The following is a 23,991-nucleotide window of genomic DNA, read 5'->3' on the forward strand; positions in this document are numbered from 1 at the left end:
AGCTTGCCCCCACCGGGGGGGTGGGGCCGGTAGGTGCGGCCGCACCCTCGCCCCCTGCCATGCTCTTGCTTCCGGGTATTTTGCCCGGTTACCTTGCGTCGAAATCCGACGACGGCGTCGGTGCGTACAGGGCAGGCATCGAGTGACAGGTCAGGGCAAGGCGCATCCGGATGCGCGGTACGGACTGCTGACGAGCATCGCCAGTGAGGCGGGGGTCTCGCTCAGCACCGTCTCCAAGGTCGTGCACCGGCGTCGGGACGTCGGTGCGGCGACCCGTGCCTGGGTCGAGGAACTGCTGGCGCGACACGGCTACATCCGGCCGTGGGAGCGGGATCCGGCGATGCCGCGGCAGATCATCGCGGTGTTCCGGGACCTGTCCGGCCCGTACACACTGGAGGTCGTCCGCGGGATCGTGGACGCGGCGGGCGAGCTCGGCGTCGACGTGATCACCGGAACGACCAGCAGGCGTTCGATCTCCCAGTGGCTGGAGGAGTGCGTCGCGCTGGGTGCGGCGGGGCTGATCATCGTGATCTCGATGCTGGCCGAGGAGGACCAGCGCCGCATCGTCGAGCAACGGCTTCCGGTGGTTCTGATCGATCCGCTCAGCGCGCCGACCCTCGACATCCCGAGCATCGGGGTGACGAACTGGAACGGGGCCAGGGACGCGGTTCAGCACCTCCTGGGGCTCGGGCACACCCGGATCGGCATGGTCGCGGGCCGGTCGCACTCCCTGACCGGAGCGGCGCGCCTGCACGGCTACCGGGCCGCCCTCGAAGAGGCCGGAATCCCGTACGACCCGGCGATCGTGCGTTCGACCGACTTCGACTTCGACGAGGCGCTCGTCGCCTGCCTGCACATCCTCCGCTCGCCCCAGGCGCCCACCGCCGTCTTCGCCGCCAGCGACGCGCAGGCACTCGGCGTCCTGGAGGCCGCCCGCCGGCAAGGGCTCGGCGTCCCGGACGACCTGGCCGTCATGTCCTTCGACGACACCCTGGTCGCGGCCATGGCCTGCCCGCCACTGAGCGCGGTACGGCAGCCCTTCGAGGAGCTGGGCCACGAGGCGACCCGGGTGCTCATGCAGGTCGCCGAGGGCCGGCCGCCCGCGTCCACGCGGATCGAGCTGGCGACGAAACTCGTGCTGCGCACGTCGACGTCTGTCCCCCGCCACGTCAACACCCCGTAACGGCCGTCGCGCGAAACCCTTTCGACGGCGTGACCGGGTCGGCGCGTACCGTCACTCAGCGGACCATCTACACCTCCGTCACGGTCACGCCGCTCCGGGACCGACCTCCCACACCCGTCGGCCGGAGACCTGGAACGTCTCCGGCCGACAACCGCACTCAGGGGGTGACCGCGGCTTCGATCACGGCGGCTGCGGGCAGCGCGCGGCCTTCGCGGAAGGCCGATGTGATCACCTGGCCTCCGACCGGCATCCCTGCGGCGAATCCATCCGTGGTGGCGGCTGCAGCATCGCCACCAACAGCGCGCAGCTGCTGGTACGTCGGCTTCGCCATCCCCTGGGGGGAGGGCGGGGCTGCCTCGCTCGGCGGACGACGTGTCCTAGGCTCGCGGCATGGCGCGTACCAGGCTTTACCGCAGCGGCGACCTCGTCCTCGAGGACTTTCCCGTCGACGACATCTCCGAGCACCTGGGCGATCCGTCAGCGGTGGTGTGGCTGGACCTGTACCGGCCCGAGTCGGCCGAATTCGCCATGGTCGGCGAGGAGTTCGGGATCCACCAACTGGCCATCGAAGACGCCCGGCACCAGGGTCAGCGGCCGAAGCTCGACCGCTACCGCACCCATGAGTTCCTCAGCGCCTATGCCGTCTCCGTCGCCGCGGACAGTGCGGAACTGTCCACCCACGAGATCGCCGTATTCCTCACCCGCCAGGCACTGATCACCATCCGCCAGGACGACCGTTTCCCCATCGATGACGTCGTCGCCCGCTGGGACCAGAGCCCGGACCTGGCCGGGCACGGGGTCGGCTTCCTGCTGCACGGCCTGCTGGACCAGGTCGTCGACGGGCACTTCGACGCGGTACAGGCACTCGACGACCGCGTCGAAGAGCTGGAGGGACTGCTCTTCGAGGAAGGACGCCAGCAGATCAGGACCGTGCACCGTCGGCTGTACACCCTGCGCAAGTCCCTGGTCCGCCTCCGCCGCGTGGTGCTTCCGATGCGCGAGGTGGTCAACACCCTCATGCGCCCCGGCATGAACGTGGTCACCGACCCCCTCGTGCCGTACTACCAGGACGTCTACGACCACGTTCTGCGCGCCGGCGAACAGACCGAGTCGCTGCGGGACTTGCTCGAATCGGCCATGGAGACGAATCTGTCGGCCCAGTCCAACCGGATGAACCTGATCATGAAGAAGGTCACCAGCTGGGCCGCGATCATCGCCGTGCCCACGGCGATCACCGGCTTCTACGGGCAGAACCTGCCGTATCCCGGCTTCAGTCACGAATCGGGCTTCATCGCTTCCAGCGCCGCCATCGTGTGTCTCTCCGTGCTGCTGTACGTCGTCTTCAAGCGCAAGGACTGGCTCTGACGGCCGCAGGTCAAGCGGTGCTGTCCGGAATTGCCGTGTAAACATCCTGGTTGCCCCCTTCCAGGCCGACCACGGGACCGGCCGCAGGACTATGCTGCTGTACGGACGTCCCAGACCCCGGCGGCCAGCTGCTGCTTGGCGCGCACACTGCAGGGAGCGGATCATCTCGTCCGTTCGCCCAGGCGCCCCCGAGGGGAACCGGCTGGGTCCTACGCCCCGGAACACCGGCTGCTGGATCGGTCATTCACCTGCCACCCGACACTGCGACCGCACCGGAAAGCCCGGCCGGTCCCGTGAACCGAGGCATGATGCCCACGACCGTCCCAACCACTCTGAACGTCCTGCGGCACGACTGCCGCAATCATGCGCTGATCACCCTGTCCGGTGAGATCGACCTGGACACGGCGCACCTGGTCCGCGCGACGCTGGAGCGATGCCTGCACGACGGCATCCGCGCCATCGACGTCGACCTCACCGACGTCACCTTCTGCGACTGCAGCGGCCTGAATGCCTTCCTCTACGCGTCGCTGCGCACCGCCGGAGCCGGCGGCTACCTGCGCCTTCACTACCCGAGTCCGGCGGTGGAGCAGCTCTTCGCCGTCACCGGCAGCGGGTCCCTCTTCCTCAGCGTTCCGGACCCGCACACCGGGACCTCGCCGACCCCGCAATGGCCCTCCCCTTTCCATGAGACGGGAGACCCGCTCGCCTGGATCGCGCCCGCTCTCAGTGGGGGTGCGGTGTGGTAGTCCGGCCCCCCTCCGGCCGGCCAGGGATATCCGGGGACCGCGAACCGCCCGCCAGGCGCACCGTGCGCCTGCGCGAGCTGAACCGCTGGCAGGCCGAGGACCTGCGGGAGGACCTGGCGGACCTGTACGTGGAGTCCTGTGCCACGGCGCCCGGTTGGGAGCATCGCGGCAGGGAGGACTTTTTCCACCGTCTGGCGGGCGACTTCCGGCACCCGGGGTTCGCCATGCTGGTCGCGGAATCGCCGGTGCTGGTCGGGTGCGCGTTCGGATTCCCCGTGCGGCGTGACGGCTCCTGGTGGCGCGGCTTCCACGGAACACTCCCGCAGAACGTTGAGCAACTCACCGCCTCCGGACAGGTCTTCGCGATCACCGGAATCGCGGTGCACCCGTCCGAGCGCAACCACGGCCTCACCGGCCGCCTGCAACAACGGCTGTTCACCGACCACAAGGCGAAGCTCGGCGCCACCCTGGTGGACCAGGCCAACCGCACGGCCTTCACCGCGTTCCGGTCCTGGGGATGGCGGGAGATCGGCGAGGTCCGCAGGCCGCCGGGGCACGCGGTGCTACGGGCGCTGGTCCTTCCCGTCGGGGAACCGACGGCGGCGAAGCCGGGCATCCCCGCTCGCCACGGCGGAGACTGAGCAACCGCGGAGGATCGGGGATGAGCCGGCTGGATCACCGGGTGACCGACCGGGCAGCAGGTGGGCACCGGCCTGGTGGTCCGATCATCCGCGACCGCAAGCCCCGGCGCATCGCACCGCTGCAGCCGGGAGCACCCGTCCCGGACAGCCCCACCAGCGACCCCGGCCCCAGGCCCGGAAAGCACCAGTATTCCCGGTTCGTTGACAGGCGCCGGTATCCGGCGTTCACTGACGAGTACGGCGTAGGGCGATGACGCTCCGGACTGTCCGGGCGACGCGCCCCATTCCGACTCGCCCGGACCCCGCGGAATACAGGGAGTCTCCCTGTGACGTGTGGAGGCCCGGTCATGATCCTCTGGATTCTTCTCCTACTGCTGGCCCTGGTTCTGTTCGGGTTCGGCTTCACCACGCACATGCTCTGGATCGCCGCGGCCGTACTCCTGGTCGTCTGGGTCTTCGGCTTCAGCCGCCACCGCCGGAGCCACTGACCGACCCCGGCAGACGAGACGAGAGAAGGACAGCTCATGAGCCTTGGAACGAAGCTCAAGGACAAGACGCAGGTACTGACGGGCAGGATCAAGGAAGGCATCGGCCGAACGACCGGCAACAGGCGGCTGAAGAGAGAAGGCAGGACCGACCGGGTCACCGGAAACCTGAAGCAGTCCGCCGCGAAGGCCAAGAACGCTTTCAAGCGGTGACCACGGCCGCCTGCCGGGTGGCACCCGAATGACGTGGGTGCCACCCGGCAGGCGTCTGCAAATGCTCCGGTCACCACCTCCACGGCGATCCGGCCCGTACCTCTCGAGTACGCCTGTCCACCGGCGGCGCCCGCCTGGCCGGTGACGGGCATCAGCCGCCGCAGCAACGCATCGCGGGCGACCCCGGGCAACCGCTCACAGGCGGCGCCAGCGCGCCGACGCGAAGGAGAAGCCGCCGAAGAGAATCAGTCCGACGGCGATGGCGACCAGCAGCCACGGACCCGCCGGGGTGTGGGCGAAGCTGCGGAGCGTCGCGTCCATGCCCTTGGCCTGGTGCGGGTCGAAACGGACGGCCGCCACCAGCGCGAAGACCCCCACCCCGGCGAACACGATTCCGCGCGCCACGCCGCCACCCACGCCCAGGCCGGTGACCACCTCCCGCGTGCGGTGGCTCATCGCGGCCGTGTCCAACTGCTTGAGGAAGCGCCGCATCGCCGCCCGTGCGCCGAGCACCACGCCGACGCCGATCAGGACGCAACCCGCGAGACCCACCAACACCCGGCCACCCGGCAGCTTCAGTGCTGATGCCGTCCAGTCCTGCGACTTCGCATCACCGCTGGAGCCCCCGCCGCTGCCGGCGGCAAAGACGGCGGTTCCCCAGCAGACCGAGGCGTAGAAGACCGCCCGGCCACCGTCCAGCAGCCGCGAACCGGCCTTTCGCCGAGGTCCGTTGGTCATCAGGGCCCGGGCGCCCCGCCAGATCGCCATGCAGCCGAAACCGACTACCAGTGCCCACAGCATCACGTTCCCGAAGGGCTGCGCAGCGACCTGGTCCAGCGCGCCCTGGCGGTCCGCCTGCTCACCGCCGCTCCCCAGAGCGATCTGGACGGCCAGCACGCCGATCAGGGTGTACACGATGCCCCGTGCCACGAAGCCGGCCCGCCCGGTGGCGGTCAGCGCCTCTTTCCCCTGCGACTTTCCCGTTGAGGGGCGCCGGCCAGTGGGCCTCGCGGTCCGGCGGCCCCACCTGTGCGTGTGAGACGACGTCATGATGCCTTCCCTGGAGATACGGGCGCGCAGTACGCAGCCCATACGCTCGTCTGCCCCGGGCCGAAGGTTCGATGTGCGCTGCCAGGGCGCGACGGGAGCAGAGGAACTCCCGCTCCCGGATCTCGTACGGTTACGAGCCGGCCGGCGAGGCGGCACGGTCAGGCGATCCCCGTGCCGCGCAGCAGCAGCAACGCCACGTCCACCACCGCCACGGCGACCGCTGCCGCGAACGCCAACCGCTCCCAGCGGCGTCCCAGCACCGTCCCCGCCACCGCGACCAGTGCGGTCACCACGAGTGCCGCCACGCCCCACCCGCCGGGTGGTCCGGCGGGCCCCAGCACCAGAGCCGCGGACGCGGCAACGAGCGGCACCGGCAGCAGCAGCCGCGCGCGGTTCGGCCCCAGCCGGTGCGGCCATCCCCGGATGCCCGTCGCCAGATCGCCGCGGATGTCCGGCAGTACGTCGCCCAGATGGGCGCCGACCCCTACCAGCGCCCCCGCGGTGACGACCCACCAGACCGGCCACGGATGCCCGGGCAGGCCCAGCGCCACGAACGCCGGGAGGGCGGCGAAACCCACCGCGTAGGGCGCCCAGGACCACGCCGTCGCCTTGAGCCGCAGGTCGTACGCCCACGCGGCCGCCACCCCGGCCAGGTGAACGGCGCCCGCCCACAGGCCACAGGCGAACGACAGCGGAACGCACAGCACCAGCGCGGCATACGCGGCCACCCACACCTCCGTCACGCCGACCGTGCCGTCGACGACGGGCTTGCCACGGCGGCCCGCGGCGATGTCCCGGCGTGCGTCGAACGCGTCGTTGCACCAGCCGACGGACAACTGCCCGGTGAGAACGGCGGCGCCGGTCAGCACACAGCCGCCGGCGCTCTGACCGGCGGTCACGGCCAGAGCGACCATCAGGACGGTGACCGCCACGACAGGCCCTGGGTGGCACGACCCGGCCAGGCCGCCCACCCGCCCGGCCAACCGCATGGCCGCGCCACCGGCCGTTGACTGCTCAGGAGTGCCCACCCGGCCGATCGTAGGCGCCCGGCCCCACCCGGCTGGAGCACCGCGCCCCCGGGACGAACGGCCGGACGGGCGATCAAGGGTGTCGAAGCCCCGGACCGGGGAACACGTGCAAAGCAAGTCAGCCCAGTGCAGGAACCAGACGGGAACCGAATGACCCGGATCGCAGCTGTTCACGGTGCCCTCGCGCCGTATCGTCACGCCCAGCACGAGATCACGGACATGGTGGCCCGCACCTGCCTGCCGGAGGGCACCGACCGCCGGGTCCTGGACCGGCTGCACCGCAGCGCGAAGGTCAGCTCCCGCCACATGACGCTGCCGCTCGAACAGTACGAGAAACTGGACGGATTCGGCGCCGCCAACGACGTCTTCATCGACGCCGCCACCGACCTGGGCGCCAAGGCCGTCCGGGGCGCTCTGCACGCCGCCGGCCTGACCGCCTCCGACGTGGACCTGCTGATGTTCACCTCCGTCACCGGCATCGCCACCCCCTCGATCGACGCACGGCTGGCCGGCCGCCTCGGACTGCGGCCGGACGTCAAAAGGCTGCCCATGTTCGGCCTCGGCTGTGCCGGCGGCGCCGCCGGCCTGGCCCGCATGCACGACTACCTGCTGGGCCGGCCCGACCACGTGGCGGTGCTGCTGTCGGTCGAACTGTGCTCGCTCACCTTCCAGCGCAACGACGCCTCCATGGCCAACCTGGTCGCCACCGGGCTGTTCGGCGACGGCGCCGCCGCGGTCGTCGCGTGTGGCGCGGACCGTCCAGGCCGCCCGGACGAGACCGCCGGCCCGACGATCGTGGACACCCGCAGCCACCTGTATCCGGACACCGGGGGCGTCATGGGCTGGGAAATCAAGAACACCGGCTTCCAGGTCGTCCTCGACCCGCAGGTCCCCGATGTCGTACGCCGTTACCTCGCCGATGACGTCGAAGGGTTCCTCGGCGACCACGGGCTGAAGCCGAAGGACGTGACCGCCTGGGTGTGCCACCCCGGCGGCCCCAAGGTCCTGGAGGCCGTCACCGAGGCCCTCGACCTGCCCGACGACGCACTCGATGTGACCTGGCGTCACCTGGCCGACGTGGGCAACCTCTCCTCGTCGTCGGTGCTCCACGTGCTGCACGACACCCTGGCCGAACGCCGCCCGCCGCCGGGCACGCCGGGTGTGCTGCTGGCGATGGGGCCCGGCTTTGCTTGCGAACTCGTTCTGCTGCGCTGGTAGTTCGAACCCGTCAAAGGACATAGGACAAAGGACACATGATCTGGTACGGACTGCTGGTGGCCGCCGTCGCCGGCGAGCGCGTCGCCGAACTCGTCGTCGCCCGCCGTAACGAGCGGTGGAGCAGCGCCCGCGGCGCGACCATGACCGGGCAGGGCCACTACCCGGCGATGGTCGCCCTCCACACCGGCCTGCTGGCCGGCTGCCTGGCCGAGGTCTGGCTGGCCGACCGGCCCTTCGTACCCGCCCTGGCCTGGCCGATGCTGGCCGTACTGGCGGCCGCCCAGGCGCTGCGGTGGTGGTGCATCCGCACCCTGGGACCCCGCTGGAACACCCGGGTGATCGTCGTACCCGGCCTGCCGCTGGTGACGGACGGCCCCTACCGGTGGCGGTGGCTGCGGCATCCGAACTATGTCGCCGTCGTCGCCGAGGGCGTGGCCCTGCCCCTGGTACACACCGCCTGGGTCACCGCGGCCGTGTTCACGGTCCTCAACGCCGCCCTGCTCACCGTGCGCATCCGCTGCGAGAACCGGGCGCTGGCCGCCGCGGCCATGCCCTCGTGATCGACGTCCTGGTGGCCGGCGGCGGGCCCGCCGGCCTGGCCGCCGCCATCCATGCCGCGCTCGCCGGCCTGGAGGCCGTCGTCGTCGAACCCCGGACCACGCCCGTGGACAAGGCCTGCGGAGAAGGCATCATGCCCGGCGGTGTCACCGCGCTGCGAGCACTGGGCGTCGAGGTCACCGGCCGCGAACTGCGCGGCATCCGCTACGTGGATGGCGCCGCCCGCGCCGAGGCGCCTTTCCGCGGCCGTGGCGGGCTGGGGATCCGCCGTACGGCGCTGCACTCCGCACTGCACCAGCGCGCCGTCGCCCTCGGCGTGCGGATGCTGCCCGGCAAGGTCGGCGAGGTACACCAGAACGCCGACACCGTCACCGCCGCCGGCACCACGGCACGTTGGCTGATCGCCGCCGACGGCCTGCACTCCCCGCTGCGCCGCAGCCTCGGGCTGGAACCGCCTGGCCGCCCCCACGGCCGCTACGGACTGCGCCGGCACTACCGCCTCGAGCCGTGGACGGACTTCGTGGAGGTGCACTGGTCCGCGCACGGCGAGGCCTACGTGACACCCGTCGGCGATGACCTGGTGGGCGTCGCCGTCCTCAGCCGCGTACGCCGCGGGTACGACGAGCACCTGGCCGACTTCCCGACCCTCGCGGCGTCGCTGCGCGGCCCGGCCGCGACCCCCGTGCGCGGCGCCGGACCGCTGCGGCAGCGAGTACGCCGCCGGGTCGCAGGGCGCGTCCTGCTCGTCGGCGACGCGGCGGGCTACATGGACGCCCTCACCGGTGAGGGCATCGCCCTCGCGCTGGCGACGGCCGGGGCCGCCATCCGCTGCCTGGCCTCCGGCCGCCCGTCCGACTACGAGCGCGCCTGGGCCCGGCTGACCCGGCGCCACCGTCTCCTGACCGGCGCCCTGCTGACCGCGAGCCGCCACCCACGCACCGCCCGCCTCATCGTCCCCGCGGCGTCCCGCATGCCCCCGGTGTTCTCGGCCGCGGTCCACGCACTGCAGTAGCGGCGGGAGTGCGCGGGCGCTCCACAGGTGCCGTGACCTGCTGTTTGTACCGTCCATTCGGTCAGAACGACACCTGGCACCACAAGCCGCTGTTCAGCGAGATCGTGCACCCGGCTCACAAGGCGGGGCCGGCCGGTGCCTCGGTCCTCCGCGGCATCGAGGGCTTCGGCGCCACCCGCGCGCAGCGGCCGACCGTTATCCGGAGGAGGCCCAGCACTCCTTCCTGCAGCTCGCCGGGTGCCTGGAGCAACCGGGCGGCCCATTCCACCCGGCGCGCCCACCCGGGCGGCCCGGGGTAGCGTCAACACCGTGCTGCGTGTCACCGACGCCCGGACCGGCCGCTTGACGGGGATTCCCGCCCCGTACCAGCGGCTGCTCAGGATGAGCGTCAGTCTGCCCTGCGCCGGCCGGAAAGTCGGGCTTTCGGATGTGCGCGCGCTTCTGGTCGGGGACGTACTGCTGCGCACGGTGGAGTCGGACGGCCTGCAGGTGGTCCACGCACTCGGGTTCCCGGATCTGCCCCCCGAACAGACCAGGGCACTTGGACGTGCCATCACGGCTCTGGGCATCCACCCGCCCGCTGCGGAACCCGGCGGCGAGGCCGATGTCCAGGTCTTCGGCCATGGGGACGGGCGGCGGGGTGCCAGGGCGAGTGTGTGGATGGAGGTGGGCCGGGTTCACGCCGGAGGCCTTGGCGAACCGGACGTGGACAGCGACGGGGCCCTTCGGTGGTTGCTCGATGGAAGCAGTGTCGATCCGCTGGCCGTCCGGTTGGCACTGCTCACCCATGCGTACGGCACGTCGATGTGCCGCTCCCCGGACAAGACGGTCGTCGACGCCGAACGGACGTTGTCGCGCTGGCGGCGTCGCGTTGCCGACTGGGCCCGGGCGCCGTCCAAACCGATCCCCGATGACGTCCGCTTCCCTGTCCGTGCCGCTCTCGCGGAAGACCTGGAAACTGCTGGACTGGTGCGCATCCTGCGGAGGGTCGAGGAGGATGCGGACGTGCTGGACGGCGCGAAATTCGAGACCTTCGTGTACGTGGACCGCGTCCTTGGTCTGGAGTTGGCGTGCGAGGTGGGCCGTGTATAGCTCCCTGCAGGGGACGCGTGGGGAGCACGGGGCGTCATGATGGCACCCGGTCCACGTCGCCTGATCGTGCTGCGACATGCCAAGTCGGCCTGGCCCGACGTGGATGACCACGAGCGGCCGCTCGGCCCTCGGGGGCTGAGAGACGCCCCGGCCGCTGGACGGTGGCTCCGCGACAATGACTGTGTACCCGATCTCGCGATCTGCTCCACGGCCCGCCGCACCCGCGAGACCTGGGACCTGGTGGCCGCGGAGCTCGGGGCCACCCCGCCGGCAGTCTTCGACGAGCGGGTGTACGAGGCGAGCGCCGCCGCTCTGCTCGATGTCGTACGACAAGCGCCGGACCGGCCGCGGACGCTGCTCCTGGTCGGCCACCAGCCGGGGGTGCAGCAGCTGGTGCTGACAGTGGCGGGCGAGGCGGACGGCGATGCTCTGGTCCGGGCCGGGGAGAAGTTCCCGACGTCCGCGACCGCCGTGCTGGCACTGCCGGGTACCTGGGCTGATCTCGCTCCAGGCGCCGCTGTCCTCACCGATTTCGCCGTGCCGCGCGGTCGGAAGGGGTGATCGGCGCGGGGCGAGGCCGTCGGGGCAGCAAGGTCGGCTCGCCGACGATGACCAGGGTGTCCAGCTGGTCGCCGTCGCGACCCTGGGTTCCGTCGATGTACCCGTGTACGGCCGGGTACTTGGTTGAGGTGAACAACAGCCGGTCCAGCCGGACCCACTGTGGCGGGGCGGGCAGCCCGGCGTAGACGCGTCCGTCCAGAACCCCAAAGATGTCGATAACACCCATAACGTAATGATTCGGTTACTGTCAGTCGCGTGCCGCAGGATGTGGAGACGGGGTCGCGACGGCGCAGCTGCCTGGTTGCCTTGCTCGTGGGCCTGGCCCTCGTCGCCGCGGCCCATGTGCTCGCCTGCGCCGTCGACGGCCCGAGGGGCCACCACGGTCTGGCCACCGTCTCTGCACCGGCCACTGTCGTCCAGGGCACGGACTGTCCTGGAGAAAGCGCGGCGCACGGCCACGGACCGGGTGACGACCATGACTGCTGCTGCCCGGCGGGGCATGTGTGTTACGGCCCCTTGCGCAGCGAGCCGGTCTCCCTCCTCATGCTGCTGCTCGGTCTCGCCGCCCTGGGCTGGGCCGTGCCGTACGAGCAGCGTGTCCGCCTTGGCGCCGGTGGCCGCCGAGCCGGTGCGCCACCGCCCTGGCCCGGCCTCCAACTGCTTCGACTGGTCTGCGTCAGCCGTACGTGAGACGGCCCCGCCCACGCCGCCGTGCCTCGCGGCCGGGTGGGCGTGCCGCCCGTATGCGTACCGCACCTGACCGACGGCCCCGGCGGGGCCGTGGAAGGACCAAGCCATGACCACCGCTCTGCGCGGAATTTCCACCCATGACGTACGAGCCTTCGTCGCCGCTCACGAACTGCCCGAACCGGCCGGGACCCCCTGCCGCTCGCCTGCCGGAATGGTGGGCAACACCCCCGTGCTGTGGATCGGCGAGCCCTTCAACCCGGCCGGGCGCGGCTTCTGGGCGAAGTTGGAGGGCGCCAACCCCGGCGGCATCAAGGACCGGCCGGGACTGCACATGGTCGCCGCCGCCCGGTCCCGGGGCGAACTCGCCCCGGGGGCACCGATCGTGGAGTCGACCAGTGGCACGCTGGGCCTCGGGCTGGCGCTGGCCGGCATCACGTACGGCCATCCGGTGACCCTGGTCGCGGACCCCGGGCTGGAGCCGTTGATGGTGCACCAGCTCCAGGCGTACGGCGCCCGGGTGGAGGTGGTGGCGGAGCCGCATCCGGCCGGAGGCTGGCAGCAGGCACGCCGGGACCGGGTCCGCGCACTGCTGGACCGGCAGCCGGGGGCGTGGTGCCCGGACCAGTATCACAACCCGGACAACCCGGCCGCGTACGCCGCTCTCGGGCTCGAACTGGCTGTCCAGCTCGGCCAGGTGGACATCCTGGTCGCGGCGGTCGGTACCGGCGGGCACTCGGCGGGAATCGCCCGGGCGCTGCGCGCCTTCTCCCCCGGGTTGCGGCTGGCCGGCGTCGACTCGGTCCGCTCCACCGTCTTCGGCCAGCCCGCCGGGCCCCGGCTGATGCGCGGCCTCGGCAGCAGCATCCACCCCCGCAACGTCGACCACGCCGCCTTCGACGAGGCCCACTGGGTCGCCCCGCACGAAGCGGTGTGGGCGGCGCGCCGACTGGCCCGGCACCACTACGCGAGCGGCGGCTGGAGCGTCGGCGCCGTCGCACTGGTCGCCGGCTGGCTGGCCCGTACGCATCCGCCGGCCACCCGGATCGCGGCGGTCTTCCCCGACGGGATCCACCGCTACTGGAACACCGTCTACAGCGACGACTACTGCCGCACCCACGACCTGTTCGGAGAGCGGCCCTCCGACGACCCCGACGAGATCACCCACCCCGCCGAGCGGGTGGTGGAGCGCTGGACCCGCTGCCTGAACCTCACGGGAGGTGCGCGGTGAAGCACCTCACCCGGCAGTTCCGCTCCTTCGACGGCAGCGTACGGCTGCTGATGGTCCAGCAGTTCACCATCAACACCGCCTTCTACATGCTCATGCCCTACCTCGCCGTCCATCTCGCGGACGGCCTGGGCATGGCCGCCTGGGCGGTCGGCCTGGTCCTCGGGGTGCGCAACTTCTCCCAGCAGGGCATGTTCCTGCTCGGCGGCACGCTGGCCGACCGCCTCGGCTGCAAGCGCATGATCGTCGCCGGGTGCGTGCTGCGAACGGCCGGCTTCGGCCTGCTCGGCTTCGTCCAGACCCTGCCCGCGCTGATCGTCGCCTCCGCGATGACCGGTTTCGCCGGGGCATTGTTCAACCCGGCGGTACGGGCCCATCTGGCGCGCGAGGCGGGCGAGCGACGGGTGGAGGCGTTCGCCCTGTTCAACGTCTTCTACCAGGTGGGCATGCTCGTCGGACCGCTGATCGGACTGGCGCTGATCGCCCTCGACTTCCGGGCGGTGTGTACCGTCGCCGCGCTGCTCTTCCTCGGCCTGACGGTGGTGCAGATCCGGGCGCTGCCCGACCGGCGCGACGCCGAGCCCGCCCGCGCCGGGGTCCGCGGCGTGCTCGCCGACTGGCGGACGGTCGTGGCCAACCGGCCGTTTCTGCTCTTCTCCGCAGCCATGATCGGCTCGTACGTCTTGTCCTTCCAGATCTACCTCGCGTTGCCCCTCCAGGCCCACCGCGCCGCACCCGGCAGCGGCGACGGCGTCACCACCGTGCTCTTCGCGGTCTCCGCGGGCGTGGCAGCCGCCGGACAGCTGCGCATCACCGCATGGGCCCGCGACCGCTGGTCCCCGCAGCGAGCCATCGTCTACGGAATCGCCCTGATGGGCGGCTCCTTCACCCCGCTGCTGCTCGCCGGCACGCCACCACATGGCGGCGGCCTGATCCCCCGTACGGTCGCGCTGGCCCCTCTGCTCCTGGCCACGGGACTGCTGGCGCTCGGCACCGCCCTGGTCTACCCCTTCGAGATGGACACCGTCGTCTCGCTGTCGGGCGGCCGGCTGGTCGCCACCCACTACGGCCTGTACAACACCGTCTCCGGCCTCGGCATCACCCTCGGCAACCTGGCCATCGGGGCCGTGTGGGATGCCTCAGCCGACCAACCCCGGCTGCCCTGGCTGGCGCTGAGCGCGGTGGGCGCGTGCTGCGCGGCCGCGGTCGCGGCTCTCGTACGGACCGGGCGCCTGGGAGCGCCAGAGCTGCGGCCCGCACGAGTCTCTCTGCGCGTGGCCGATCGTCAAGCCCCTCCGTGACGGCGGTGCGGGTGGTGACGGGGGTGGTGTTCCCGCACTGCCGCCTCCCCCTCCGCGGAGGACGGGCAGACCGCTTCGGCCCGGGGGTGCAATCCCGCCAGCGTGACGGTGACGAGTCGGTTGACCGCGGCCTCGGACGGCAGGCTGCCGGCTGCCGCGAGGGCGTGGAGGCAGTAGGTCGCGAGTTCGTCAGGCGCGACATCATTCCGGAGGGTGCCGGACTCCGCCCCCTTGGCCAGCAGGTCCCGGATCATGTCGCGGAGCTGCTGATGTGCACGGGCGACATGGTCGCCCCGATGCAGGAAGACCCCGAGGTCGGTGCCGTGGTGTCCGTGGTGCTCGTGGGAGATGAGCGCGTAGGCCCGTAGCACTGCTTCGAGTTGCTCGCCGGCGTCCCCGGCCTGGTCGCGGACTTCGACGAGGTGGGCGAGGCGCCCGAGGCGGATGCCGAACCGGTGGGAGTAAGAGGCGGCTCGCGGGGTGGCCGTACATCCGTGGCGCGCGATCGGTGCCCTGAGCAGTCCCCACTGGACCCCGGACTGACCTTCCGCGAGCACGTTCCAGGTGGGGCACGTGCGCCCCGTGACCGAACTCCTCAAGCGGTCCGACCTGCTCAGGGTGAGGGCGTGAAGCCGGCGGAACGGTCGAGGTGGAACGGGGAGCCTGCAGCCGTTGGGGTCCAACCCTCGCGAAGGGCCAGTTCGATGGCGTAGCGTCGATACCCGCCATCGTGGCCTCGCCTGGCACCCGCGCAGTAATCAGACCACCCCGTCCTGGACGGAAGTCCGCGCGCCGTGCCGCAACAAGGCGGCGGCCGTGCTCCGTGCGGCTCACACGGCCGACCGCCTCGCGCGACGGAGTCGGCGTCAGCCGGTGAAGGCCGTGACGCCGCCAGGGGTGCCGAGCCCGGACGGGCCGTCGTAGCCGGTACCGGCGGTGCACAGGTACGAGCCGGAGCAGCTGCCGTTGGAGCCGCTGGTCACGTCGTAGAGCGAAGAGGTGTGCGCGTACGGGAAGGACGCCGGGTAGGAGCCGGAGGACGGGGTGCCCGCCAGCGCGTAGACGGAGGCGATGATCGGGGACGAGGCGCTGGTGCCGCCGAAGACCATCCAGCCGGTGCCGACGCGGTACGTGTCGTACACGGCGACACCGGTGTTCGGGTCGGCGACCGCCGAGACGTCGGCGACGGTGCGCTTGGAGCAGCCGCTGTCGGACTGCCAGGTGGGCTTGGCGTCGTACGAGGAGCAGCCGGAACCGGCGCCGCTCCACACCGTCTCCGTCCAGCCACGGGTGTTGGACGCGGTCTTCAGGGAGGTGCCGCCGACCGCCGTCACGTACTTGGATGCGGCGGGGTACTCGGTGCCGTAGCCGTTGTCGCCGGAACTGACGGTTATGGCGACGCCCGGATGGTTGAAGTAGGCGCTGTCGTAGGTGGCGTCGGAGGAGGACTCACTGCCGCCGTAGCTGTTGGACACGTACTTCGCGCCCAGCGACACGGCGGTGTTCACCGCGGTGCCGAGGTTGGCCATCGTCGCCGACTTGGCCTCGACCAGCAGGATGTTGCAGTTGGGGCAGGCCGCGCTGACCATGTCGAGGTCGAGGGATATCTCCTCGGCCCAGCCGCCGTCGCCGCGCGGGAGGCTGGTGCCGCCCGTCTGGCCGACCTTCTTGAAGCAGCCGTTGGCGGTGGTACAGGCAGGCAGACCGTACTGGGCGCGGTAGACGGCCAGGTCGGACTCGGCGTTGGGGTCGTCGTAAGCGTCGACGATCGCCACCGTCCGGCCGGATCCCGCGGTGGACGACGGCAGGTTGTAGGCGCTCTGCAGGTCGCTCGGGCCGAGGCCGGACGGCGTGGCCGCCGCGCTCACCTTGCCGTCCGTGCTGACGGCCGCGGTGAGGCCGCTGGTGACGTGCAGGGCGTTGCACGCCATGACGTGTGCCTTCGTGGGAAGGGCGCAGGAGCGCTCGGTCCGCACGTTGTGGGACGCGGCGTCGGCCGGCGCGGCGACCGCGAGACCGGACGCGGCCAGTGCGGTGGCTGCGACAAACGAGAGCGCGGCGCGGCGGAGCACCGGGGTGAGGGATCTACGCAACGTACTGCCTCCTGAAGCTGGTTGAACCAAGGGGCCGTGCGGGGCGGGTGCGGTCGCAGGCGGGCAGGGATGGCCTGTCCGCCTGGTCACGGCGGTCGAGCGTGGATCAAGGGATCGGCGGTGAACCTAATGTGACGAGCGCACGCCAACAAGAAGTCTGTGAAGCCTCTACCTGCGCTTTGCCGACGCGAGCAGCTTCCGTGGCCGGAAAATGGCGCAAAGATTAGGCCAGGCGCCGCATGAGAGGGGAATCGGATGGGTTGCACCATTTCTGTGCGCCACCTGTGCATCACCTTTGTGGAGGCTTGGGGGTCCATGTGGGCGGCAACCGACGGTCGTCACGGATCCTGCTGACGCCCTGGGCCCGCCACGAAGGTCAGTTGGGACCAGCGAGGCAAACGCAGACGATGGCGCAGGTCATGCGCTCAGCTCCAGCCGGACTCTGATGGCACTCGGTGAGCGGGGCGCCGTCGGAAGAATCTTGAGAAATTCGTCGCGAAGGCGTGACACGGACGGGGACTCCGACGCTGATGCTCGTGTGACGAAGCTGTGGACGTCCCGACATACCGCCCGGCGAGCGGCCCGATGGCCGTCAGCCGGCCGTTTGTCGTCCCTGAGCCCGAGGTTGGGCCGCGGATACCGGAGACAGGAGAGTTATGCGCCACCAGGACCGCCATCCCAGGGTGTGTGACACCCGGTATGGGGCTCTGGTGCGTGGTGAACGATCTTCTCCTCGCCGTCCTACTCGGGCTGATGGCGATCGGTCTGTCGCTCGTGCTGTGGTCGGCGATGGTGCGCGTGTCGCCGCGGTGCCGTGCGTTGTACGCGGAGCGGGAGGCGCGGGAGGTCCTGCGGCGGCGGTACGTGGCCGGGGAGATCGACTGTGGCGAGTTCTGGCAGCGGCTGTCGCGGTTCCCGGAGGAATAACGCGGTGCTCGGATGGTGTTCGGGTGGCCCGTGCGGGCCGGTGGACGGGGATGTGACGGGCTCGTACGGTCCGGCACCGAAGCCCACCGCTTCCGACCGGATTCCGGCCCGGTTCCCCGCCCGGCGTCGGGATGCCGCATCATGTCGCGGGTGCGCAGAGCAGAAGAATTCGGTGTGAGTGACAACAAACCACCGCCCTTGTCCGGACATCCGGCGGGGCCGGAGGGCTTGTCGGCGGCGGTGAGCGCGGCGCAGGACGGGGACGCAGAGGCGTTCCGGTCGGTGTTCCGGGCGCTCCAACCCGGACTGCTGCGGTACTTGTACGTCCTGGTGGGGAACGAGGCCGAGGACGTGGCCTCCGAGACGTGGTTGCACGTTGTCCGCGATCTCGACTCCTTCCGCGGCGACGCGGACGGCTTCCGGGGCTGGCTCGTCACTGTGGGACGTAACCGGGCCCTGGATCATCTGCGCCGTCAGCGCCGCCGCCCACAGACGGTCGGGGTGCCCATGGACTACCTGGCCGATCTGCCCGGCGGGGACGACACGACGCGGGCCGCCCTGGGCGGCCTCCGTACGGGTACCGCGCTCGGCCTGATCGCGACCCTGCCACGGGACCAGGCCGAGGCGGTGCTGCTGCGGGTGGTCATGGACCTGGACGCGGACAGCGCGGCCCAGGTGCTCGGCAAGCGTCCCGGGGCCGTACGGATGGCGGCACAACGGGGTCTGCGCAAGCTCGCGAAGTTGCTGGAACGGTCAGAGGCCGAGCCGGGGCAGGACGCCTCCGCCAGTCGCACGGAGCCCGCGCGTGAGCCCGGGCGAAAAATTTCACCCCAGGGTGTGACACGGACTGACGACTCGACGCTGAAGGACATGAGATGAGGATCCACCGGACGGGACGGATCGATCCGGACACCGCCGAGCAGCTGCTCGCCGGCCGTCCGTTCGGTCCTGACGCAGGTCATGATGCCCTCACCGATCTGCTTGCCGCCCTGGCCGCTCCCCCGGCCGACGGCGAACAGCCCGGTGAGCAGGCGGTGCTGGCCGCGTTCCGGGAGAAGCGTCTCAGCCCTGTCCAGCCACTCGGGAGAAGCCGGATGACCGTCGCCGCACCGGCGAGGCGCTTGAGCGCGAAGGCGCTCGTGGCGGCTCTCGCCACCACCGCCGTGTGCGGGGTGGCCTTCGCGGCGGGTACGGGCCACCTGCCCGGGGTCCGCGGCAGCGGTCCGGCCGTCGGTCCCGGGGGCAGCGCTCCGTCGGCGAGCACCACAGCCGACTCTGCCGGCGCCACCGGCAGGCCCAGGGTGGCGGACACCGGCGGTCCCGGCAGTTCCCCGGCGAGCACCGACCCCGCGTTCGCCGGGCTGTGCCGTGCGTACACCGCTCACAGCGTCGCCGGCCGCGCCGATCTCCTGACGAAGCCGGCGTACGCGGACCTGGTCAAGGCGGCGGGTGGCGCCGACCGGGTCGCGGCCTACTGCGCCGTGGTCCTGGGCACGACGGGGCACGGCGTCCACGGCCCCCCGAGCGTCACGGCATCCACCGGTGCCAGGCACGGCTCCGAGTCCACGCATGCCGCTCAACCGAGCCCTTCGCCAAAGTCCACCCATGCCGCGACCGCTCCGGCGCACAGCACCCCGACCAGTCACCCGACCCATGCCGGGTGACACCCCAGCGCCGGGTGGGCGGTGCGCTAGTCCCCCCTGCCGCACCGCCCACCCGGTCCGACCTGCCATTGAGTGAGCCGTGAGCGACGACACCTTCATCATGACCCCGGTCACCCCGCCGCTTGCGGAGCCTCAGGGACCGTACGAGCAGTTTCAGGACCCGTACGAGCAGCCTCAGGACCCGTACGAACAGCCTCAGGAACCTGCCCGACCGGCGCGCGCGGCGCACGCCGCGCCCGTGCCGGTCTTCGTCGACGCCTCGGGGCGGCGTCGGCGCCGGGTCCGCCGGCTGGGCCTGGCTCTGGCGGTCCTCGCTGTCGGCTACCTGGTCCTGGTGATCAGTACCGCGCTGGGCGGCCCCACGTTGAACGAGCCGTTCCTGCCGCTCCCGGGCGCGACGAAGACCGCTGCAGCACAGCCTGAGCCCGAGAACTCCACTGCCGGAGCGGGCGATGCGACGCAGCATTCCGGCGGCGCGACCAGGACAGGGATGCCGTACCGGGGCGCCGGAGCGCGGTCCGCGACCCCGACGTCGTCATCCACGGCTCCCGCCGGTTCGGCCACTGCTTCCGCCGGTTCCTCGGCCAGCGCTTCCGCCGGCTCCTCAGCCAAGCCGAGCCCCGCCGCCCACGCCACGAAGAGCCGCGCCAGCACGGCTCCGGGTGCGACTCACCGCCCCACCAAGTAACTGAGAGCCCCGCACCCATGAGCCGCAGCCACCGCCGCAGACCGGCCCGTCGCGAATCCGCCCGCCGCGGACCAAGCCGTGGGCAACCCCGTCGGGCAGCCGACCGCGAGGCGCCGCTGCGCACCCACTGGCTGCTGCTCTGCACCCTTGTGCTGACCCTGACGGCGGCACTGCTCCTGCAGGGGTACAGCCACCACATGCTCGACGACGCGGCCGACGGTACGGCGGCCCCGCCCGGCCCCGCCGGTGCGGTACCCGCCGCCGTGGCCCACGGCGGACCCGTGGTGGACGCGAGCGCTGCCCGACCCGGTACCGCGCAACCCGCGGACCGCACCATCGCGCTCACCTTCGACGACGGCCCCGACCCGCGATGGACACCGCAGGTTCTCGACATCCTGCGCCGCAACCACGTGCACGCCACCTTCTTCGTGGTCGGCACCCTGGCCGCCCAGCATCCCGAACTGGTACGGCAGATCGTCGCCGACGGAAACCAGGTGGGCATCCACACTTTCACGCACGCCGAGCTGTCCACCCTCCCGGCCTGGCGGCAGTCGCTGGAACTGCGCGAGGCACAGCTGGCGGTGGCCGGTGCCGCCGGGGTGACCACCCCGCTGCTGCGCCCGCCGTACTCCTCGGGCAACAACGCCGTGGATGACGCGAGCTGGCTCAGCATGCGGCGCGCCGGACAGCAGGGCTACCTGACCGTACTGACGACCAGGGACAGCGGGGACTGGCGGCGCCCCGGCGTGGCGAAGATCGTAACCAACTCCACACCGCACGGCGCCGCCGGCCAGATCCTGCTGATGCACGACGCGGGCGGCGACCGTTCCCAGACCGTCGCGGCGCTGCGCGTCCTGCTGCCCGACCTGAAGGCACGCGGCTACCGGTTCGCCACCGTCAGCGCCGCCGTCGGTATGCCGGATCCGGTCCGCGGCGCCGGCACCGCCGACCACTGGCAGGGGCTCGGCCTGATCTACCTGCTGTGGGGCGGCGACCTGGTGCTGTCGGCGCTGGACTGGCTGCTGGTGGTGGCCGGGACGCTGAGCCTGCTGCGCGCGATCGCCGTGCTGGTGGCGGCGCGGCGGCACCGGCGGGCCCGGCGCGCGCCGTGGGGGCCGCCGGTCACCGCGCCGGCGTCGGTCATCGTGCCCGCGTACAACGAGAGCGCGGGGATCGAAGCGGCGGTGCGCTCCCTGGCCGCCTCCGACCACCCGGTGGAGATCATCGTGGTGGACGACGGCTCCACCGACGGCACCGCCGACCTCGTGGAAGCGCTCGGCCTGCCCGGCGTCCGGCTGATCCGGCAGCGCAACGGCGGCAAGCCGTCCGCCCTCAACACCGGTATCGCGGCCGCCTCCCACGACCTGGTGGTGATGGTCGACGGCGACACGATCTTCGAGCCCGACACGGTACGCATGCTGATCCAGCCCTTCGCCAACCCGCGAGTGGGCGCGGTCTCCGGCAACGCCAAGGTCGCCAACCGGGGCGGGTTGCTGGGCCGTTGGCAGCACATCGAGTACGTCGTCGGCTTCAACCTGGACCGCCGCCTGTTCGACGTGGCCGAGTGCATGCCCACCGTGCCCGGCGCGGTCGGCGCCTTCCGCCGCGAGGCACTGCGGCGCGTGGGCGGGGTAAGCGACGACACGCTCGCCGAGGACACCGACCTGACGATGGCCTTGTGCCGGGACGGCTGGCGGGTCGTCTACCAGGAGAGCGCCATTGCCTGGACCGAGGCCCCGGCCTCTTTCGGCGCCCTGTGGAAACAGCGCTACCGCTGGTGCTACGGCACCCTCCAGGCCATGTGGAAGCACCGGGGAGCCCTGGTCCGGCGCGGCCCGGCCGGCCGGCTCGGCCGCCGCGGGCTCGGCTACCTGCTGCTCTTCCAGATGCTGCTGCCGCTGCTCGGCCCGGTGGTGGACGTCTTCGCCGTCTACGGGCTGGTCTTCCTCCAGCCGACGCGGGTCATCGCCGTGTGGCTGGGCTTCCTGCTGCTCCAGCTGACGATGGGCTGGTACGCCTTCCGGCTGGACGGCGAACGGACCGGACCGCTGTGGAGTCTTCCGTTGCAGCAGTTCGTCTACCGGCAGCTGATGTACCTGGTGGTGGTCCAGTCGGTCTTCACCGCCCTGGCCGGCTCGCGGCTGCGCTGGCAGCGGATGGAACGTTACGGCAGTCTCCAAACGCCGCCCTCCCCCACCACGCCGGTCCCGACGCCAACCGCACCCACCGCGCTCGCCGACGCCTGGCTGGCCGAGGCCCGCGCCGCCCACGCGAATGGCGCATCGATGAGCGTCGACTCCTACAACACCCATATCCCCGGCCCGTACGGGGATCCAGGGCAAACGCGACCGGCGACGACGCGCTGACTGCTTCTCCTTGCTGCGGCCGCTGGCGGCTCTCGGTCAGTTCCTTCCGCTTCCTGGCCCGGCCCCGTCCAGTCGAAGGTGATGTGCCTGCTGGACTGCCCCTCCCGGCTCCACCGGAATCCGTAGGCATCGGCCCTGTCGGCCGTCGACCGGCCCCACGTGGCGAGCTGGCCAGGACCGGTTTCGCAACCCGGCAGGTTGGTCATCTCTACGGTCAGGCTAGCCTCCGAGGGTGACCCGGACGGGCCGGTATCGGTGGCGCACTCTTTTGCGAAGGCTCCTGCCCTGGTGCCTTGTCGAGCGGGGTTTCCTTGGCAAGGGCACGCAGGACTGCGGGGCCCATGAGTGGTACAACCACGACGGGCGCGTCGCCAGGTGCTATCACTGTGAGGCCGGCGAGCGGCCCTGGGCAGCAGAGTCCGACAACACCGCCCCGTCTGCAGATAGTTGATGCCGCCGCGCTCCTGGACCAGGCTGTCTCCACGATCTGATCCTTGAAGGTGGTCGTGGGGGTCGTCCGGGCCGAACTGACCGGCACGTACGACCCGATCACGGCCTTCGACGTGATCCACGACCTGGTCCGCCCGGCGCGCAGGCCGGGAACGGGCGCCGAAACAGTGCCGTCGGCGGCGCAATGCATTGCGGAGGATGCCCGCAGCGATGCGCTGGCGGCCAGATACGAGGCGAGCGCAGAGGCCGCTGGAGCGTCGGGGAGTCCCTTCGGGTCCGAGTTCTGAGGGCATCCGGGGACTCAACCGCCGATCTCGGATGTCCGCCGAAGCGGGTCGAGCCCCATGGCGGATCAGGATCGTCCGCGCTTCCTCGCCGCCTCGCCTTCACCGGTGATCTTCGACGAGTTCACGTGAACCATTGACACGCCTTGGAGCGGTGACACATTCTGTTCATGCGATCAGGTCATATGATCAGAAGCACCCCCTCCCTCCGTGGCCCACCTCTATCGACACGTAAAGGGGCGATAGGTGATGACTGCTCCCACCGCGAACACGAAGACGGCTCTGCGCTCAGTGCCCAACAGCACCTCCGTCGAGGACATCCTGGCGATCGTGGCCGAAGACGGCGGCGTGATCATCAAGGAGTTCCTGACCGCGGACCAGGTCCGCCGGTTCAACGCCGAGGTCGAGCCGGCGATGCAGGCGCTGAGCCCCGGCACCAAGAACGAGATGGAAGGCATCGCCGACTTCCACGGAACCAACACCAAGCGGCTGACCAACCTCGTCTCGCTGAGCAGGACGTTCCGCGAGGAGATCGTCGACCATGAGCTGGTCAAGCCCCTCTCCGACGCCATGTTCAACGAGGAGTCCGGCTCCTACTGGATGACGACCGCCCAGGTCATCGAGATCGGCCCCGGAAACGCCGCGCAGCCGCTGCACCGGGACCTGGAGAACAACTACCCGTTCGTCGGGATGGGCCCGGCCGGCCCGATGGTCATGATCAACTTCTTGATCGCGTTGACCGACTTCACCGAGGAGAACGGCGCCACTCGCGTCATCCCCGGCAGCAACCACTGGGACGACTACGAGGACCGCGGCACCCCCGAGATGACCATCCCCGCCGAGATGCAGGCCGGCGACGTCCTGTTCATCAACGGCAAGGTCGCCCACGGCGGCGGCGCCAACCGCACCACCGACTTCTACCGGCGCGGTGTCGCCTTCGCCCTCCAGCCCGGCTTTCTCACCCCCGAGGAGGCCTACCCCTTCATCGTCGACCACGAGCTCGCCCGGTCGCTGACCCCGCACGTGCAGCGCCTCATCGGCTTCCGTTCGCAGTATCCCACCGGCTCTCCGGGCCTGTGGCAGGTCGACTACACCGAGCTCGCCGAATACCTCAAGCTCTGACACCGGCGCCGACGCGTTCTCACACGATT

Annotated in this window: 26 protein-coding genes and 3 pseudogenes; 22 read left to right on the top strand and 7 right to left on the bottom strand. The window is 71.1% G+C overall.

Annotation, left to right across the window (positions count from 1 at the left end):
- The first annotated feature begins 142 nt into the window (after positions 1-142).
- Entirely contained in the window at positions 143-1,183 is a 1,041-nt protein-coding gene (locus ACFXJ5_RS03970; RefSeq protein WP_384626379.1) for a substrate-binding domain-containing protein, read from the top strand.
- Between the two features lie 157 nt (positions 1,184-1,340).
- Here ACFXJ5_RS03970 and ACFXJ5_RS03975 read toward each other — a convergent pair whose 3' ends face one another.
- Positions 1,341-1,514 (bottom strand): hypothetical protein, encoded by a 174-nt coding sequence (locus ACFXJ5_RS03975; protein WP_384626382.1) that lies wholly within the window; start codon positions 1,512-1,514, stop codon positions 1,341-1,343.
- 59 nt (positions 1,515-1,573) lie between these two features.
- Between ACFXJ5_RS03975 and ACFXJ5_RS03980 the strand changes: the two genes are divergently transcribed.
- The 5 genes from ACFXJ5_RS03980 (at position 1,574) to ACFXJ5_RS04000 (ending at position 4,633) form a co-directional block, all read left to right on the top strand.
- Positions 1,574-2,548, top strand: coding sequence for a magnesium transporter CorA family protein (locus ACFXJ5_RS03980; protein ID WP_384626384.1), 975 nt, complete (start codon positions 1,574-1,576; stop codon positions 2,546-2,548).
- Positions 2,549-2,856: 308 nt separating this feature from the next.
- Positions 2,857-3,294 (top strand): STAS domain-containing protein, encoded by a 438-nt coding sequence (locus ACFXJ5_RS03985; protein ID WP_384626387.1) that lies wholly within the window; start codon positions 2,857-2,859, stop codon positions 3,292-3,294.
- Between the two features lie 62 nt (positions 3,295-3,356).
- Complete coding sequence (locus ACFXJ5_RS03990) at positions 3,357-3,935, top strand: GNAT family N-acetyltransferase (protein ID WP_384626390.1); 579 nt, start codon at positions 3,357-3,359, stop codon at positions 3,933-3,935.
- 347 nt (positions 3,936-4,282) lie between these two features.
- Positions 4,283-4,423 (top strand): DUF5670 family protein, encoded by a 141-nt coding sequence (locus ACFXJ5_RS03995; RefSeq protein WP_206305623.1) that lies wholly within the window; start codon positions 4,283-4,285, stop codon positions 4,421-4,423.
- A gap of 36 nt (positions 4,424-4,459) precedes the next feature.
- Positions 4,460-4,633 (top strand): CsbD family protein, encoded by a 174-nt coding sequence (locus ACFXJ5_RS04000; RefSeq protein WP_384626393.1) that lies wholly within the window; start codon positions 4,460-4,462, stop codon positions 4,631-4,633.
- A gap of 195 nt (positions 4,634-4,828) precedes the next feature.
- On the opposite strand, the gene ACFXJ5_RS04005 is transcribed toward ACFXJ5_RS04000, so the two are convergent.
- Complete coding sequence (locus ACFXJ5_RS04005; protein WP_384626396.1) at positions 4,829-5,683, bottom strand: DUF1206 domain-containing protein; 855 nt, start codon at positions 5,681-5,683, stop codon at positions 4,829-4,831.
- Positions 5,684-5,841: 158 nt separating this feature from the next.
- The gene (locus ACFXJ5_RS04010; RefSeq protein ID WP_384626399.1) at positions 5,842-6,711 is read right to left on the bottom strand and encodes a UbiA family prenyltransferase; all 870 of its coding nucleotides are present in this window, start codon (positions 6,709-6,711) and stop codon (positions 5,842-5,844) included.
- Positions 6,712-6,861: 150 nt separating this feature from the next.
- On the opposite strand from ACFXJ5_RS04010, the gene ACFXJ5_RS04015 reads away from it, so the two are divergent.
- The 6 genes and pseudogenes from ACFXJ5_RS04015 to ACFXJ5_RS04040 all read left to right on the top strand — a co-directional run bounded on the left by ACFXJ5_RS04015 (position 6,862) and on the right by ACFXJ5_RS04040 (position 11,152).
- Complete coding sequence (locus tag ACFXJ5_RS04015) at positions 6,862-7,929, top strand: type III polyketide synthase (protein ID WP_384626400.1); 1,068 nt, start codon at positions 6,862-6,864, stop codon at positions 7,927-7,929.
- 35 nt (positions 7,930-7,964) lie between these two features.
- Complete coding sequence (locus tag ACFXJ5_RS04020) at positions 7,965-8,489, top strand: isoprenylcysteine carboxyl methyltransferase family protein (RefSeq protein WP_384626403.1); 525 nt, start codon at positions 7,965-7,967, stop codon at positions 8,487-8,489.
- Positions 8,486-9,499 (top strand): NAD(P)/FAD-dependent oxidoreductase, encoded by a 1,014-nt coding sequence (locus ACFXJ5_RS04025; protein ID WP_384626406.1) that lies wholly within the window; start codon positions 8,486-8,488, stop codon positions 9,497-9,499. Before ACFXJ5_RS04020 ends, ACFXJ5_RS04025 begins: the two co-directional genes overlap by 4 nt.
- Positions 9,500-9,531: 32 nt before the next feature.
- Positions 9,532-9,675 (top strand): annotated as a pseudogene (locus ACFXJ5_RS04030) (DUF190 domain-containing protein); the annotation flags it as partial.
- Positions 9,676-9,808: 133 nt separating this feature from the next.
- A complete protein-coding gene (locus ACFXJ5_RS04035) occupies positions 9,809-10,591 on the top strand; it encodes a hypothetical protein (RefSeq protein WP_384626407.1) in 783 nt (260 codons plus the stop codon).
- 36 nt (positions 10,592-10,627) lie between these two features.
- Positions 10,628-11,152 (top strand): SixA phosphatase family protein, encoded by a 525-nt coding sequence (locus ACFXJ5_RS04040; protein ID WP_384626410.1) that lies wholly within the window; start codon positions 10,628-10,630, stop codon positions 11,150-11,152.
- Between the two features lie 31 nt (positions 11,153-11,183).
- On the opposite strand, the pseudogene ACFXJ5_RS04045 reads toward ACFXJ5_RS04040, so the two are convergent.
- Positions 11,184-11,306 (bottom strand): annotated as a pseudogene (locus ACFXJ5_RS04045) (inorganic diphosphatase); the annotation flags it as partial.
- 101 nt (positions 11,307-11,407) lie between these two features.
- Here ACFXJ5_RS04045 and ACFXJ5_RS04050 point away from each other — a divergent pair.
- From ACFXJ5_RS04050 to ACFXJ5_RS04060, 3 genes are all read left to right on the top strand, one after another.
- Complete coding sequence (locus tag ACFXJ5_RS04050; protein WP_384626413.1) at positions 11,408-11,842, top strand: hypothetical protein; 435 nt, start codon at positions 11,408-11,410, stop codon at positions 11,840-11,842.
- 106 nt (positions 11,843-11,948) lie between these two features.
- Positions 11,949-13,070 (top strand): PLP-dependent cysteine synthase family protein, encoded by a 1,122-nt coding sequence (locus ACFXJ5_RS04055; protein ID WP_384626416.1) that lies wholly within the window; start codon positions 11,949-11,951, stop codon positions 13,068-13,070.
- Complete coding sequence (locus tag ACFXJ5_RS04060; RefSeq protein ID WP_384626418.1) at positions 13,067-14,368, top strand: MFS transporter; 1,302 nt, start codon at positions 13,067-13,069, stop codon at positions 14,366-14,368. Before ACFXJ5_RS04055 ends, ACFXJ5_RS04060 begins: the two co-directional genes overlap by 4 nt.
- On the opposite strand, the gene ACFXJ5_RS04065 is transcribed toward ACFXJ5_RS04060, so the two are convergent.
- Both ACFXJ5_RS04065 and ACFXJ5_RS04070 read right to left on the bottom strand, forming a co-directional pair.
- The gene (locus ACFXJ5_RS04065; protein ID WP_384626420.1) at positions 14,353-14,925 is read right to left on the bottom strand and encodes an SbtR family transcriptional regulator; all 573 of its coding nucleotides are present in this window, start codon (positions 14,923-14,925) and stop codon (positions 14,353-14,355) included. The two genes, ACFXJ5_RS04060 and ACFXJ5_RS04065, sit on opposite strands and share 16 nt — an antisense overlap.
- Before the next feature lie 309 nt (positions 14,926-15,234).
- Positions 15,235-16,461: a peptidase S8 gene (locus ACFXJ5_RS04070; RefSeq protein WP_384626422.1), complete on the bottom strand. Its 1,227-nt coding sequence runs from the start codon at positions 16,459-16,461 to the stop codon at positions 15,235-15,237.
- 717 nt (positions 16,462-17,178) lie between these two features.
- On the opposite strand from ACFXJ5_RS04070, the gene ACFXJ5_RS04075 reads away from it, so the two are divergent.
- The 5 genes from ACFXJ5_RS04075 (at position 17,179) to ACFXJ5_RS04095 (ending at position 22,106) form a co-directional block, all read left to right on the top strand.
- Entirely contained in the window at positions 17,179-17,388 is a 210-nt protein-coding gene (locus ACFXJ5_RS04075) for an SHOCT domain-containing protein (protein ID WP_384626425.1), read from the top strand.
- A 174-nt stretch (positions 17,389-17,562) separates the two neighbouring features.
- Positions 17,563-18,267 (top strand): RNA polymerase sigma factor, encoded by a 705-nt coding sequence (locus ACFXJ5_RS04080; RefSeq protein ID WP_384626427.1) that lies wholly within the window; start codon positions 17,563-17,565, stop codon positions 18,265-18,267.
- Positions 18,264-19,052 carry a hypothetical protein gene (locus tag ACFXJ5_RS04085; RefSeq protein WP_384626429.1) on the top strand — a complete coding sequence of 263 codons (789 nt, stop codon included), beginning with the start codon at positions 18,264-18,266 and terminating at the stop codon, positions 19,050-19,052. Before ACFXJ5_RS04080 ends, ACFXJ5_RS04085 begins: the two co-directional genes overlap by 4 nt.
- Before the next feature lie 79 nt (positions 19,053-19,131).
- Positions 19,132-19,740 (top strand): hypothetical protein, encoded by a 609-nt coding sequence (locus ACFXJ5_RS04090; protein WP_384626431.1) that lies wholly within the window; start codon positions 19,132-19,134, stop codon positions 19,738-19,740.
- Positions 19,741-19,757: 17 nt separating this feature from the next.
- Positions 19,758-22,106 (top strand): bifunctional polysaccharide deacetylase/glycosyltransferase family 2 protein, encoded by a 2,349-nt coding sequence (locus ACFXJ5_RS04095; protein WP_384626434.1) that lies wholly within the window; start codon positions 19,758-19,760, stop codon positions 22,104-22,106.
- Between the two features lie 59 nt (positions 22,107-22,165).
- Here ACFXJ5_RS04095 and ACFXJ5_RS41245 read toward each other — a convergent pair.
- Positions 22,166-22,309: pseudogene (locus tag ACFXJ5_RS41245) on the bottom strand (DUF1326 domain-containing protein); the annotation flags it as partial.
- A gap of 291 nt (positions 22,310-22,600) precedes the next feature.
- Here ACFXJ5_RS41245 and ACFXJ5_RS04100 point away from each other — a divergent pair.
- Both ACFXJ5_RS04100 and ACFXJ5_RS04105 read left to right on the top strand, forming a co-directional pair.
- The gene (locus ACFXJ5_RS04100; protein WP_384626437.1) at positions 22,601-22,843 is read left to right on the top strand and encodes a hypothetical protein; all 243 of its coding nucleotides are present in this window, start codon (positions 22,601-22,603) and stop codon (positions 22,841-22,843) included.
- Between the two features lie 246 nt (positions 22,844-23,089).
- On the top strand, positions 23,090-23,962 hold the full coding sequence (locus ACFXJ5_RS04105; protein ID WP_384626439.1) for a phytanoyl-CoA dioxygenase family protein: 873 nt from the start codon (positions 23,090-23,092) through the stop codon (positions 23,960-23,962).
- Positions 23,963-23,991 lie beyond the last annotated feature (29 nt).

It is taken from the genome of Streptomyces sp. NPDC059373, assembly GCF_042751495.1.
Lineage (GTDB): Bacteria > Actinomycetota > Actinomycetes > Streptomycetales > Streptomycetaceae > Actinacidiphila.